12 protein-coding genes are annotated in these 12,524 nt (G+C 74.3%); 5 read left to right on the forward strand and 7 right to left on the reverse strand.

Annotated features, from left to right (window positions below; translation table 11 throughout):
- Positions 1–47: 47 nt before the first annotated feature.
- Complete coding sequence (locus ACFU6K_RS14610) at positions 48–743, reverse strand: response regulator transcription factor (protein WP_031069385.1); 696 nt, start codon at positions 741–743, stop codon at positions 48–50.
- 2 nt (positions 744–745) lie between these two features.
- Positions 746–2,182, reverse strand: coding sequence for a sensor histidine kinase (locus ACFU6K_RS14615; protein WP_380663124.1), 1,437 nt, complete (start codon positions 2,180–2,182; stop codon positions 746–748).
- A gap of 306 nt (positions 2,183–2,488) precedes the next feature.
- On the opposite strand from ACFU6K_RS14615, the gene phoU reads away from it, so the two are divergent.
- Complete coding sequence (gene phoU / locus ACFU6K_RS14620; protein WP_049657907.1) at positions 2,489–3,178, forward strand: phosphate signaling complex protein PhoU; 690 nt, start codon at positions 2,489–2,491, stop codon at positions 3,176–3,178.
- 194 nt (positions 3,179–3,372) lie between these two features.
- The gene (locus ACFU6K_RS14625; RefSeq protein WP_049657904.1) at positions 3,373–3,552 is read left to right on the forward strand and encodes a hypothetical protein; all 180 of its coding nucleotides are present in this window, start codon (positions 3,373–3,375) and stop codon (positions 3,550–3,552) included.
- A gap of 129 nt (positions 3,553–3,681) precedes the next feature.
- On the opposite strand, the gene ACFU6K_RS14630 is transcribed toward ACFU6K_RS14625, so the two are convergent.
- Both ACFU6K_RS14630 and ACFU6K_RS14635 read right to left on the reverse strand, forming a co-directional pair.
- Positions 3,682–4,278: a lytic polysaccharide monooxygenase gene (locus ACFU6K_RS14630; protein ID WP_380663126.1), complete on the reverse strand. Its 597-nt coding sequence runs from the start codon at positions 4,276–4,278 to the stop codon at positions 3,682–3,684.
- Positions 4,279–4,554: 276 nt separating this feature from the next.
- The gene (locus ACFU6K_RS14635) at positions 4,555–5,313 is read right to left on the reverse strand and encodes a phosphoglyceromutase (RefSeq protein ID WP_049657900.1); all 759 of its coding nucleotides are present in this window, start codon (positions 5,311–5,313) and stop codon (positions 4,555–4,557) included.
- Positions 5,314–5,462: 149 nt separating this feature from the next.
- Between ACFU6K_RS14635 and ACFU6K_RS14640 the strand changes: the two genes are divergently transcribed.
- Complete coding sequence (locus tag ACFU6K_RS14640; protein WP_380663127.1) at positions 5,463–6,815, forward strand: MDR family MFS transporter; 1,353 nt, start codon at positions 5,463–5,465, stop codon at positions 6,813–6,815.
- A 12-nt stretch (positions 6,816–6,827) separates the two neighbouring features.
- Here ACFU6K_RS14640 and ACFU6K_RS14645 read toward each other — a convergent pair whose 3' ends face one another.
- Positions 6,828–7,382 carry a YbjN domain-containing protein gene (locus ACFU6K_RS14645; protein ID WP_380663129.1) on the reverse strand — a complete coding sequence of 185 codons (555 nt, stop codon included), beginning with the start codon at positions 7,380–7,382 and terminating at the stop codon, positions 6,828–6,830.
- A gap of 138 nt (positions 7,383–7,520) precedes the next feature.
- Entirely contained in the window at positions 7,521–8,891 is a 1,371-nt protein-coding gene (gene mshA, locus ACFU6K_RS14650; protein ID WP_380663135.1) for a D-inositol-3-phosphate glycosyltransferase, read from the reverse strand.
- 214 nt (positions 8,892–9,105) lie between these two features.
- On the opposite strand from mshA, the gene ACFU6K_RS14655 reads away from it, so the two are divergent.
- Complete coding sequence (locus ACFU6K_RS14655; RefSeq protein WP_380663130.1) at positions 9,106–9,939, forward strand: class I SAM-dependent methyltransferase; 834 nt, start codon at positions 9,106–9,108, stop codon at positions 9,937–9,939.
- 140 nt (positions 9,940–10,079) lie between these two features.
- Here the strand turns inward: ACFU6K_RS14655 and ACFU6K_RS14660 are convergent, their stop codons facing one another.
- Positions 10,080–10,643 carry an O-acetyl-ADP-ribose deacetylase gene (locus tag ACFU6K_RS14660; protein WP_380663132.1) on the reverse strand — a complete coding sequence of 188 codons (564 nt, stop codon included), beginning with the start codon at positions 10,641–10,643 and terminating at the stop codon, positions 10,080–10,082.
- 248 nt (positions 10,644–10,891) lie between these two features.
- Here ACFU6K_RS14660 and ACFU6K_RS14665 point away from each other — a divergent pair, with 248 nt between their 5' ends.
- Positions 10,892–12,385 carry a PP2C family protein-serine/threonine phosphatase gene (locus ACFU6K_RS14665; RefSeq protein ID WP_380663133.1) on the forward strand — a complete coding sequence of 498 codons (1,494 nt, stop codon included), beginning with the start codon at positions 10,892–10,894 and terminating at the stop codon, positions 12,383–12,385.
- Positions 12,386–12,524 lie beyond the last annotated feature (139 nt).

Genomic DNA, 12,524 nt, shown 5'->3' on the forward strand with positions numbered 1-12,524 from the left:
GGCCCCCTCCGGCTGCCGGCGGGGGCCTTCCGCGTGGTGGGGACGGTTTACGGCTCGAACTTGTAGCCCAGGCCGCGGACGGTGACCAGGTAGCGCGGCGCGCCCGGGTCCGGCTCGATCTTGGCCCGCAGGCGCTTCACGTGGACGTCCAGGGTCTTGGTGTCGCCGACGTAGTCCGCGCCCCAGACCCGGTCGATCAGCTGCATCCGGGTGAGCACCCGGCCCGCGTTGCGCAGCAGCATCTCCAGCAGGTCGAACTCCTTGAGCGGCAGGTCGACCTTGGCGCCGTCCACGGTCACCACGTGGCGGTCCACGTCCATCCGGACCGGGCCCGCCTCCAGGGCGCCCGGGCCGCCGCCGTTGTCGCCCGCGCCGCCGTCCTCGCCGCGGCGGCGCAGCACCGCGCGGATCCGCGCGACCAGCTCGCGGGTGGAGTACGGCTTGGTGACGTAGTCGTCAGCGCCTATCTCCAGACCGACGACCTTGTCGATCTCGCTGTCCTTCGCGGTCACCATGATCACCGGGACGTTGGAGCGCACCCGGAGCTGGCGGCAGACCTCGGTGCCGGGCAGGCCCGGCAGCATCAGGTCGAGCAGGACGAGGTCGGCGCCGTTCCGTTCGAACTGCTCCAGGGCGTCGGGGCCGGTGGCGGCGACGGCCACCTCGAAGCCCTCCTTGCGGAGCATGTACGAGAGGGCGTCGCTGAACGACTCCTCGTCCTCGACCACCAGTACTCGGGTCACGATCAGGCCTCCGGGGCAAGCTGCGGGGTTGTGTCTGACAGGTGTGGTGCCCGCTCCCCGGTGGGGAGCGAACGGTCCGTGCGGGGCGCGCGGGGAGCGCGGTCCGTCCGGTCCGTGGTGAGGGTTCGGGGTGCCGCGGCGGGGCCGGCGGGGCCGGCGTCCGGCGCGTGGTCCGGCTCGTCGCCGAACTCGTCGTCGAACGCGTCGTGGGGCTCGTCCTCCGTGGGCGCCTGCCCGGCGGGCAGGCGGACGGTGAAGGTCGACCCCTGGCCCTCGACGCTCCACACCGAGACGGTGCCGCCGTGCGAGGCCGCGACGTGCTTGACGATGGACAGGCCCAGGCCGGTGCCGCCGGTCGCCCGGGAGCGGGCGGGGTCGACGCGGTAGAACCGCTCGAAGACCCGCTCGCGGTCCTTCTCGGAGATGCCGATGCCCTGGTCGGTGACCGAGATCTCGATGAGCTCGCCGTCCGCCTCCCCGAGCGCCGCGGCGCTGGAGATCCGCCGGGTGGCGATGGCCACCCGGGTGCGGGGCGGGCTGTAGTTGACGGCGTTCTCGACCAGGTTGCCGAGCGCGGCGGCGAGCTGGCCGCGGTTGCCGTGCAGGTAGAGGCCGGCGATGCCGCCGGCCGCGATCAGGATCTGCTTGGCGGCGGCCTGCTGGCGGCAGCGGTCGATCGCCTCGGCGATCAGCTCGTCCACCGCGACCGGCTCCGGGTCGATCATCAGCCGGTCGTCCTGGACCCGGGAGAGGTCGATGATCTCCTGGACCAGGCTGGCCAGCCGGGCCGCCTCGACCTGCATCCGGCCGGCGAAGCGCTGCACCGCCTCCGGGTCGTCGGACGCGTCCACGACCGCCTCGGAGAGCAGCGACAGGGCGCCGACCGGGGTCTTGAGCTCGTGGCTGACGTTGGCCACGAAGTCCCGGCGGACGGCCTCCACCCGGCGGCGCTCGGTCTGGTCCTCGACCAGCACCAGCACCAACCGGGAGCCCAGCGGGGCGACCCGGACGGAGACCGCGAGCGGCTCGGCCGCGCGGGCCGCGCCCGGCCGGGGCACCTCCAGCTCGACCTGGCGGATCTCGCCGTCCCGGCGGGTGGAGCGGGCCAGCGCGAGCATCTGGTCCACCGCGACGGCGCCACCGCGCACCAGGCCCATCGCGTACGCCGCCGAGCTGGCCTTGACCACCTCGTCGCCCTCGCCCAGCACGATCGCGCAGGAGCGGAGCACGGAGAGCACGGTGTCGACCCCGGGCGGCAGCGGCGGCTCGGGGTTGCCGGTGCCCAGTGACTGGTACCGGCCGGGGTTCCTGCCGCCGGTCGCGCTGTACCTGCCCTTGGCCTGCTCGCGCTCGCTCCAGCGGAAGGCGATGGAGGCGGTGAGGCCGACACCGAGCCCGGCTATGGCACAGGCAGCGGCGGCGGCCACGTTCACGTCCATGTGGCCAGCGTAAGCGCACGGCCAGGGCAGTCCCCAAGCGCCCGATCAAGGCATCGACCACGCGTTGCCGAGAATTCACCTTCAGGTAGCCGCCGATTCACCGGAGTGGCCGTGCACCGTCGCCCAGGCGACCGAAAGTTGGCCAGGCAGCCCGTGTGGGAGAGATCGGTGTGCCGAACAGCGGCCACCGGCTCGGGTGTGCGCGTACGATGCGCGCCACCAGCAGCGGTCACCCGGACGCCGGAACGACGGTCGGACGGGCTGACCGGTCGGCACCGCCACCGACACAGCTACTGAGGAGAGAACATGCGCGACGCGTACCACGAGGAACTCGATGCGATCGGCGACAGCCTGGTCGAGATGGCCCGGCTGGTCGGCTCTGCCATGGGCCGCGCCACCACCGCCCTCCTCGACGCGGACCTCGCCCTGGCGGAGGGCGTGATCGCCGCCGACGAGAAGGTCAACGAGCTCCACCACGACCTGGAGAACCGGGCCATCGACCTCCTCGCCCGCCAGCAGCCGGTCGCCACCGACCTGCGCATCGTCGTCACCTCGCTGCGGATGAGCGCCGACCTGGAGCGCTGCGGCGACCTCGCCCGGCACGTCGCCAAGGTCGCGCGGATGCGCTACCCCGACACCGCCGTGCCGAGCGACCTGCACTCCACCGTCCTGGAGATGGGCCAGCTCGCCCAGCGCCTGGTGGCCAAGGCCGGCCTGGTCATCGCCACCAAGGACGTCGACAAGGCGCTGGAGATGGAGCAGGACGACGACGCGATCGACACCCTGCACCGCGAGCTGCTGTCGCACCTGATCGACGAGCGCTGGCACCACGGCATCGAGACCGCCGTCGACATCACCCTGGTCGGCCGCTACTACGAGCGCTTCGCGGACCACGCGGTGTCGGTCGCCAAGCGCGTGGTGTACCTGGTGACGGGCGAGCACGTGGCCGAGTTCGTGGCCGCCACCGAGGCCGCCGAGGCCGCGCCGGTCGACTGACCCCCGGTCCGGGCGGTACGTCGTGGCCGCTCCCGGCTCACCCCTCGGGGTGAGTAAACCTGCGACGAGGGTGGTGCGGGCGCACGGCACTCCGTGCGCCCCACCACCGCGCGCCCGTTGACGCTCCCTCCGTTCGGCGGCTTCACTCGACGTTGGGGGCACAGGACTGTGCCCGTCACAAGGAGGGAAGCTCGATGAAGGCCCACCCGACCCGACCGGCATCCGCCCACTCCACCGTCGAGCCACCCGCCCCGAAGCTGCTCCCCGTCCTCGCCGCCGGCTGCGGCTGCGGCCCGGGCTGCGGCTGCGGCTGCCAGTCCGGCGCGCCCTGCCAGTGCGGCGGTGCCGACGGCGGCTGCTGCGGCGGCCACTGAGCGCGCCGCTGTCCGAGGAGTCCCCCGAGGTGCACGGTCTTCCGGCGGCCGTGCACCTCGTTCGTGTCCGTGTCCGTGCCCGTGTTCGCGTCGGGCCGGACGTCGGGACCGTGGCGTCGGGACCGGATGTCAGAACGCGACGTCGGTGCAGGAGTAGAAGGCGTTCCCGGTGTCGGAGATCGTCCAGACCGCGACGACCACCTGGTGGCCGGTGCGCCCGCCCGGGATGGTCGCGGTGTGGCTGAGCGTGCTCGGCACCTGCTGCCCGCCGTACGGGACGGTCAGGAAGGGCGTCAGGTCCAGGTCGGCCCGGGTCACCGGCCGGCTCGCGTCGTAGCCCGGCTTGGTCATGTAGTACCGGAAGTCGGTGGTCGCGTGCCGGGCGGTGAACGTCCAGGTGAAGGTGAGCGGCCGGCCCGCCGTCACCGGCGTGGTCGGCCAGGCGCCCGCGTGCGGGTCGTCCAGCTCGGCGAAGCGCGCGTTGCCGCCGGCGCAGATGGTGCCGTCCGAGGGGCCGAGGGCCGGGAAGCCCTTGGTGCCCTCGACGCTCTGCGGCTCCCACTGGATGTCACCGCAGTCCCACGGGACGCCGTCCACGTGGGTGTCGCAGAGCGCGGCCCGGCTGGGCGGGGTCGAGATCCAGCCGTGGGACGAGGCCGGGAAGGCGAGGGTCAGCGGAATCGCCAGCGCGGCGACGGCCGCCCCGACGATGTGGCGTGTGCGCATGGTGCTCCTCCGTGGGGGTGGATGGAGTGTGCGCCGGGGGCACAGACGCGCGCGCGTGGGGGTGCGGCGGCCCGGACGGGGAGATCCTGGCATGCCTGCGCCAGTCCGGTGCCCTCACGGTAGGAGCCGCCGACTGCGGCCGTCAATGGTCTGAACCATTTTCCCACCTACCCAACTCCCCCACCGGGCAAGCGGGTTGACCTCTGACCGACCGAAAACGAACGAAGGCCCCATCGCCCGGTCGGACCGGGCGACGGGGCCGTTCCACTCCTGGGCTTACTTCTTGCCCTGGTTCTTGACCGCCTCGATGGCGGCCGCGGCGGCGTCCGGGTCGAGGTAGCGGCCGCCCGGGGTGACGGGCTTGAAGTCGGCGTCCAGCTCGTAGACCAGCGGGATGCCGGTCGGGATGTTCAGGCCGGCGATGGCCTCGTCGGAGATGCCGTCGAGGTGCTTGACCAGCGCGCGCAGGCTGTTGCCGTGGGCGGTGACCAGGACGGTCCGGCCGGCGGCGAGGTCCGGGACGATGGCGTCGTACCAGTACGGGAGCATCCGGTCGACGACGTCCTTCAGGCACTCGGTGCGCGGACGCAGCTCGCTCGGGATGTCGGCGTAGCGCGCGTCACCGGCCTGCGAGTACTCGGCGTCGTCGGCCAGCACCGGCGGCGGGGTGTCGTACGAGCGGCGCCACAGCTGGAACTGCTCCTCGCCGAACTCGGCCAGGGTCTGGGCCTTGTCCTTGCCCTGGAGCGCGCCGTAGTGGCGCTCGTTCAGCCGCCAGCTGCGGCTGACCGGGATCCAGTGCCGGTCGGCCTTGTCCAGGGCGATCTGGGAGGTGCGGATGGCGCGGCGCAGCAGCGAGGTGTGCAGCACGTCGGGGAGCAGACCCTCGGCGGCCAGGAGCTCGCCACCGCGGGCGGCCTCCTTCTCGCCCTTCTCGTTGAGGTCGACATCGACCCAACCGGTGAACAGGTTCTTCTGGTTCCACTGGCTCTCGCCGTGGCGGAGCAGGATGAGTCGGTACGTCGTGTCAGCCATGGCCCCCAGCTTAGTGGGGGGTCGGAAAACCCCTGGTGGGGACCTTCGGCTGATGTGTAATGTGTGCTCCGCGCATCTGACACTTACATGCGTCGGCTGACCGGGCCTGCCGCACCGTTCGGCGGACGCCTGCCCACGGGAGCCCCCACATGCTCGTCGCCCTGGTCGCCAACCCCCGGATCCGAAGACTCGTACAGGAGACCGTGGGCGGGCTGCCGCGACAGTTCTGGTGGCTCTGGGTGAGCACGCTGGTGAACAAGCTCGGCGCGTTCGTCGTCACCTTCCTGGCCCTGTATCTGACCGTCGACCGGGGGTACTCGGCCTCCTACGCGGGCCTGGTGGCCTCGCTGTTCGGCCTCGGCTCGGCCGTCGCGGCGATCCTCGCGGGCGTGCTGGCCGACCGGATCGGGCGGCGGCCCACGCTGCTCGCCGCCCAGCTCGGCACCGCGCTGTTCACCGCCGTGCTCGGCTTCGCGGACGGCCAGGTGGCGATCGCCGTGGTGGCCTTCCTGGTGGGCCTGTGCAACAACGCCACCCGGCCGCCCACCTCGGCGATCATCGCCGACCTGGTGCCGGCCGAGGACCGGGTCCGCGCGTACTCGCTGAACTACTGGGCGATCAACATCGGCTTCGGCCTCTCGGCGGCCGTGGCCGGCCTGATCGCCACCCACGGCTACCTCACCCTCTTCCTGCTGGACGCGCTCTCCACCCTGGTCTGCGCGGTGGTGATCTTCATCCGGATCCCGGAGACCAGGCCGCAGGCCGCGCCCGGCCGGGCGGACGGCTCCGCCGAGCCGCCGGTCAGCCTGCTCTCGGTGTTCCGGGACGCCCCGTTCATGGCGCTGGTCGGGCTGACCCTGCTGCTCGCGCTGGTCTTCCAGCAGGGCAGCACCACGCTGGCCGTGGACATGGGCGCCTCCGGCATCACCTCCACCGAGTACGGCCTGGTCATCGGCCTGAACGGGCTGCTGATCGTGGTCCTGCAGATCCCGCTGACCCGCTGGATGGAGGGCCGCTCACGGACCGGGCTGCTGATCACCAGCTGCCTGCTCACCGGCTGGGGCTTCGGGCTGGCCGCGCTGGCCGGGTCCTCGGCCTGGCTATTCGCGCTCTCGGTGGCCGTCTGGACGGTCGGCGAGATCCTCAACACGCCGGTGATGATGGGCCTGGTCGCCGAGCTGGCGCCGACCCACGGGCGCGGCCGCTACCAGGGCGTGCACAGCCTCTCCTGGTCGCTCGCCTCGTTCCTCGGCCCGGCGGGCGGCGGGCTGCTGCTCCAGCACGCGGGGCCGGCGGTGCTCTGGACGGCCTGCGGGGCGGTGGGGACGGTCACCGCGCTCGGGTACGTGGTGCTGGCCCGCCGGACCGGCGCGGCCGGGCGCCGTCGGCCCGTGGCCACGGAGGTCCCGGCGCCCGCGGTGGAGCAGGCCGGAAAGGCTCCGGCGCCCACGGCCACGGAGCCCGCGGCGGAGCAGGCCGGGAAGGCTCCGGCGGGCGCCTGACCGGCCCGCGGGTCAGCCGGCGGCCGGGGTGTCCGGGGTTTCCGGGGCCTCGGCCGACGCGTCCCGCGGGGCGGCCAGGTGGGCGAAGGCGGCCAGGTTGCGGGTGGACTCCCCGCGCTTGGTCCGCCACTCCCACTCGCGCCGGATCGCGGTGGCGAAGCCCAGCTCCAGCAGGGTGTTGAAGGGCTCGTCCGCGTTCTCCAGCACCGTGCCGAGCAGCCGGTCCACGACCTGCGGGGTGAGCGCCTCCAGCGGCAGCCGGCCGGCCAGGTAGACATCGCCGAGCGCGTCGATCGCGTACCCGACGCCGTACAGCCGGGTGTTGCGCTCCAGCAGCCAGCGGTAGACCGCCTCGTGGTTCTCGTCCGGACGGCGGATCACGAAGGCGTTCACCGACAGGGTGTGGTCGCCGACCCGCAGGGCGCAGGTGGTGCTCAGCTTGCGGGTGCCCGGGAGGGCCGCCACCAGCGTGTACGGGTCGGTGGCGGCCGGCTCCCAGGCCACCCCGGCGTCGTCCAGGGCGGCGCGCAGGAGGGTCAGGGCCTCGTCCTTGGTGCGGATTGCCATGGGGGTGACGTTACTCGTCGGTACCGGGCGGGCGCAGCCCCAGGCCGGTCGGCACCCGGGCCTCCGCTCGGGCTTCCGCCCGGTTCTGCACCCGGGCTCCGCTCGGACCGGCGCTCGGGCTTCCGCTCGGGCTTCCGCTCAGACCGGTCGGCGACGGACCCCGGCCAGCCGGCCCGCCGGGCGGGCCATGCTGCCGGCGTACACCTCCGCGGTGGTCGCCGCCGCGGTGTCCCAGCCGAAGCCGGCCGCGTGCCGGGCCGCCGCCTCGCCGCGCCGGTCCGCCAGGCCCCGGTCGGTGACGTACGGCTCCAGCGCGTACGACCAGTCCAGCGGGTCGTGGCCCTGCACCAGGGTGCCGGTCTCGCCGTCCCGCACCGCGACCGGCAGGCCGCCGACCGAGGCCGCCACCACCGGGGTGCCGCAGGCCTGCGCCTCCAGCGCGACCAGCCCGAAGGACTCGCTGTACGAGGGCATCACCAACGCCGACGCCGCGCGGTACCAGTCCGCGAGCTCCGGCTGGCCGACCGGCGGGTGGAACCGCACCACGTCGCCGATGCCCAGCTGGGCGGCGAGCTTGTGCAGGCTCTCCGGCCGGGCCAACCCGGTGCCGGACGGCCCGCCGACCACCGGCACCACCAGGCGCTCGCGCAGCTCCGGGCGGCGGCCCAGCAGCGCGGCGACCGCCCGCAGCAGCACGTCCGGGGCCTTCAGCGGCTGGATCCGGCCCGCGAACAGCAGCACCGCGGCGTCCTGCGGCAGGCCCAGCCGGGCCCGCGCGGCGGCGGGCGTCCGCGGCCCGCCGGGGCGGAAGACCTCCAGGTTGACCCCGGGGTGCACGACGGCCAGCTGGTCCGGCCGGGCGGCGTAGTGCAGCGCCAGCTCCGCGGCCTCCTCGGTGGTGTTGGCGATCAGCCGGTCGGCCGCCTCCACCACCTGGGTCTCACCGATCACCCGGGCCGCGGGCTCGGGCGTGTCGCCCTCGGCCAGCGCGGCGTTCTTGACCTTCGCCATGGTGTGCATGGTGTGCACCAGCGGCACCCCCCAGCGCTGCGCGGCCAGCCAGCCGACCTGCCCGGAGAGCCAGTAGTGCGAGTGCACCAGGTCGTAGTGGCCGGGGCGGTGGCCCGCCTCCGTCCGCAGCACCCCGTGGGTGAAGGCGCACAGCTGGGCCGGCAGGTCCTCCTTGACCAGGCCCTCGTACGGACCGGCGGTGACGTGGCGGACCAGCACGCCCGGGGCCAGCTCGACCGTCGGCGCGTCGTCCGAGCAGATCGACCGGGTGAACACCTCGACCTCGATGTTGAGGTCGGCCAGGCGCTTGGCCAGCTCCACGATGTAGACGTTCATCCCGCCGGCGTCCCCGGTGCCGGGCTGGTGCAGCGGCGAGGTGTGGACGCTCAGCATGGCTATCCGGCGCGGGCGGCGGCGACCGGGGACGAGCGACTGGAGCCGGCCACGCGCGGGCGCGGCGGGCTGGGCCCGGCGTACCGAACGGACGGGGTGCTGGATCACCTGGCTGAAGCCTCCTCTGTGCGGCCCGTCGAGGCGGTCCGCACCGGGCCGCCCGTTGTCCGGTGTGCGCTGCCCCGCCGGGCACACATCACCATCAGGGTGCCAACCACAGGGACCGCGCCCGGCATTCCCGCCCCGGCCCACCGGCCGGAACGGCCGCCATCACCCCAGGTCAGCACGGTGCCGTCGGCGGCCCGACTACCCTTCTGGCATGGCTGCCTCCTTCGACCCCGCTCCCGCCGCGCCCGCCCGCGGACGGACCGGGCGCCCGGTCGGGACGGTCACCCGGGGCACCACCAACACCAACCGGCTGCGCCGGATGGACCGCTGGATCGCCCACACCCTCGGCCGCGCGCTGCGCACCGCCGGGCGGCCGCCGGTCGCCGTCGACCTCGGCTACGGCGCCGCGCCGTGGACCGCCGTCGAACTGGCCGGACGGCTGCGCACGGTGCGGCCGGACGTCCGGGTGGTCGGGATCGAGATCGAGCCGGAGCGGGTCGCCGCCGCGCTGCCGTACGCCGAGCCGCCGCTGCTCACCTTCCGGCGCGGGGGCTTCGAGGTGCCGCTGGACGGCGGCGGGCCGGCCCAGCTGATCCGGGCCGCGAACGTGCTCCGGCAGTACGACGAGTCGGCGGTCGCCGGGGTGTGGGAGCGGCTGTGCGCGCGGCTCGCCCCGCACGGCCTGCTGGTCGAGGGCACCTGCGACGAGATCGGGCGGCGGCACGTCTGGGTCGCGCTCGGCCCCGAAGGGCCCCGGACGGTGACCTTCGCGGCCCGGCTGGGCGGCCTGGGCCAGCCCTCCGACCTGGCCGAGCGGCTGCCGAAGGCGCTGATCCACCACAACGTGCCGGGGCGGCCCGTGCACGCCTTCCTGGCCGACTTCGACCGGGCCTGGGCGGCGGCCGCGCCGTACGGGGCGTTCGGGGCGCGGCAGCGCTGGGTGGCGGCCTGCACGGCGCTGGCGGGCAGCTGGCCGCTGGTGGACGCGCGCGGGCGGTGGCGGCAGGGCGAGGTCACGGTGCCCTGGTCGGCGCTCGCGCCGTAGCCGTCGTGGCCGCCGTCCGGGTGGTGCGCGCCGGGAGCCGGTGAGCGATTCGATACGTTCACTCGAACGAGTTATCGAATATCTCTGGCGTGTTGACGCCCCGGCGCGCCACGATGGTCCCGCCCGCAGACCTCCCGCCCTCAGACCTCCCGATCGAACAGCTCCCGCCGGGCCCGCTCGAACACCCCGTACATCTCCGACCCGAACAGCACGAACCGCACCTCCGCCAGCTCCGCGCCCGCCTCCGCGTCGCCGCTGTCCAGCACCTCCGCGACGGTGCCGAGCGCGATCCGGGCCGCGTCCGCCGGCGGCCAGCCGTAGATCCCGGCCGACACCGCCGGGAAGGCCACCGTGCGCGCGCCGAGCCCCGCCGCGGCACGCAGCGACTCGCGATAGCAGGAGGCCAACAGCTCCGCCCGCTCCTCGTACTCCTCCGCCCGGTACACCGGCCCGACGGTGTGCACCACCCACCGGGCGGGCAGCCGTCCGGCCGTCGTCGCCACCGCCCGACCGGTGGGCAGCCCCTTGCCCCAGTGCGAGGCGCGCAGCCGGCGGCACTCCTCCAGGATCCGCGGTCCGCCCTTGCGGTGGATCGCGCCGTCCACCCCACCACCGCCCAGCAGGGACGAGTTGGCGGCGTTCACCACGACGTCCACCGGCTGTTCCGTGATGTCACCCTCCACCAGAGTGATCCGCGCAACCATCGCCCTCTCCCCTTTCCCGGAGCCGCCCGGCAGCCACCTGACGGCCACCGGGCCGGACACCGAGTCCTCGTCCGAGTCCAGTCACCACACCGCCACCGGCGTGGCAATAGCCACAACGGCGCCGGTCGGCCAGAGAAATCCCCGGAGATCACGTTATGGTCGCGAGAAGTTCCCCGACGCGCGGTGCCAGGCGGGCACTGCGGACGGACGTCGACCGTTACGCAGTCGGGGAAAGGGAGGAACCACCGATGCCCGCAACGGGAGACGGGCGGGCACCTGGTGCCGCGGACCTGCCGGGCGCCCATGACGGCGCCCCCGTCGGTCATGCCCGAAGCCGCGCCACGACCGGCCCGGCCTCGGCGGCTCCCCCGATACCCCACCCCCGCTCGCGGGCCGCGCACGCCTCCCACCCGTCCCACATCTCCGACCCGGGCGGCCCGGCGGCGGACGGACCGGCCGACGACGCACCGCTGCGGCTGCTGGTCATCGAGGACGACGCCTCGGACGCCCAGCTGATCAAGGCGGCGGTGGCCGACAGCGGCACCTCGATCGAGATCCACTGGGCCCGCGGCCTGGACCAGGCCACCGAACTGCTCGCCCCGCCCGCGCCCTGGGCCCGGCGCGGGCGCTCCCGCACCCCCGAGTTCGGCTGCGTGCTGCTCGACCTCGCCGCGCCCGCCGACCTGCCGCCCCCGTCCGACTCCTCGGACGGGCTGGAGGGCCTGCACGAGCTGCTCCGCCGGGCCCCGCACACCCCGGTCGTGGTGCTCACCGACGCCGCCGGGGCCGAACTCGGCGCGGCCGCCGTCGCCGCCGGCGCCCAGGACTTCCTGCTCAAGCACGAGACGGACGGCCCGCTGCTCGCCCGCGCCCTGCGCTACGCCGTCGAGCGCAAGCGCGCCGACGAGTCCCAGCGCCGCCTGGTCGAGGCCGAGTTGCGCGGCCAGGAGAACGCCCGCCTCCAGCGCCACCTGCTGCCCACCCCGCTGCTCGACGGCGCCGGGCTCTCCTTCACCCGGCGCTACCGCCCCGGCCGCCGCCGCGCACTGCTCGGCGGCGACTTCTACGACGCCGTACGCACCGACGACGGCGCCGTCCACGTCGTGATCGGCGACGTCTGCGGCCACGGCCCGGACGAGGCCGCGCTCGGCGTCGCACTCCGGATAGCGTGGCGCACTCTGGTCTTCGCGGGCCTCACCGGCGAGACCCTGCTCACCACCCTCCAGCACGTGCTGGAGCACGAGCGGCGCAGCGACGAGATCTTCGCGACGCTCTGCATGCTGGTCATCGAGCCCGGCGGCCCCGGCAGCGGCCTCGACTCGCTCGGCACCGGCGAGCGGGTCCGGCTCTACCTCGCCGGGCACCCGGCGCCGCTGCTGCTCGGCCGGGACCACGAGCCGATCACCCTGCCGGCCGACCTCGCCGGGCCCGCGCTCGGCCTGCTGCCGTGCCACGACGGGCAGTCCGCCTGGCCCGCCCACGAGGTCGAACTGCGGGCCGGCTGGCGGCTGTTGCTCTACACCGACGGACTGATCGAGGGCCGGGTCGGGGCCGGATCGCGCCGCCTGGGCCAGGACGGGCTCGCGGACCTGATCGGCGACCACCAGGCCGCCGGACTGACCCGGGGGCGGCTGATCGACAGCGCCATCGCCGAGGTCGAGGAGCTGAACGGCGGCGCGCTGACCGACGACGTCGCTGTGCTGCTGCTGGAGCGCAACCCGGTGCAGCTGATCCTCGGCTGATCCCCGGGCGATCCCCGGGCGATCCCCGGGCGATCCCCGGGCGAGGGACGCGCGGACGGGCGCGGACGGGCGTGGACGGGCGTGGAGGCGGTCACCGAAGGCGGACAACGCGACGGCCCGGGCGGGTGAACTCCCCGCC

Origin of the sequence: Kitasatospora sp. NPDC057512, from assembly GCF_042802135.1 — a bacterium.
GTDB lineage: Bacteria > Actinomycetota > Actinomycetes > Streptomycetales > Streptomycetaceae > Kitasatospora.

Bases quoted from the DNA above. Each gene is read 5' to 3' on its own strand.
- ACFU6K_RS14615 (WP_380663124.1), bottom strand. From the start codon at position 2,182: ATGGACGTGAACGTGGCCGCCGCCGCTGCCTGTGCCATAGCCGGGCTC.
- ACFU6K_RS14625 (WP_049657904.1), top strand. From the start codon at position 3,373: ATGAAGGCCCACCCGACCCGACCGGCATCCGCCCACTCCACCGTCGAG.
- ACFU6K_RS14640 (WP_380663127.1), top strand. From the start codon at position 5,463: ATGCTCGTCGCCCTGGTCGCCAACCCCCGGATCCGAAGACTCGTACAG.
- ACFU6K_RS14630 (WP_380663126.1), bottom strand. From the start codon at position 4,278: ATGCGCACACGCCACATCGTCGGGGCGGCCGTCGCCGCGCTGGCGATT.
- ACFU6K_RS14645 (WP_380663129.1), bottom strand. From the start codon at position 7,382: ATGGCAATCCGCACCAAGGACGAGGCCCTGACCCTCCTGCGCGCCGCC.
- ACFU6K_RS14635 (WP_049657900.1), bottom strand. From the start codon at position 5,313: ATGGCTGACACGACGTACCGACTCATCCTGCTCCGCCACGGCGAGAGC.
- ACFU6K_RS14665 (WP_380663133.1), top strand. From the start codon at position 10,892: ATGCCCGCAACGGGAGACGGGCGGGCACCTGGTGCCGCGGACCTGCCG.
- phoU (WP_049657907.1), top strand. From the start codon at position 2,489: ATGCGCGACGCGTACCACGAGGAACTCGATGCGATCGGCGACAGCCTG.
- ACFU6K_RS14660 (WP_380663132.1), bottom strand. From the start codon at position 10,643: ATGGTTGCGCGGATCACTCTGGTGGAGGGTGACATCACGGAACAGCCG.
- ACFU6K_RS14655 (WP_380663130.1), top strand. From the start codon at position 9,106: ATGGCTGCCTCCTTCGACCCCGCTCCCGCCGCGCCCGCCCGCGGACGG.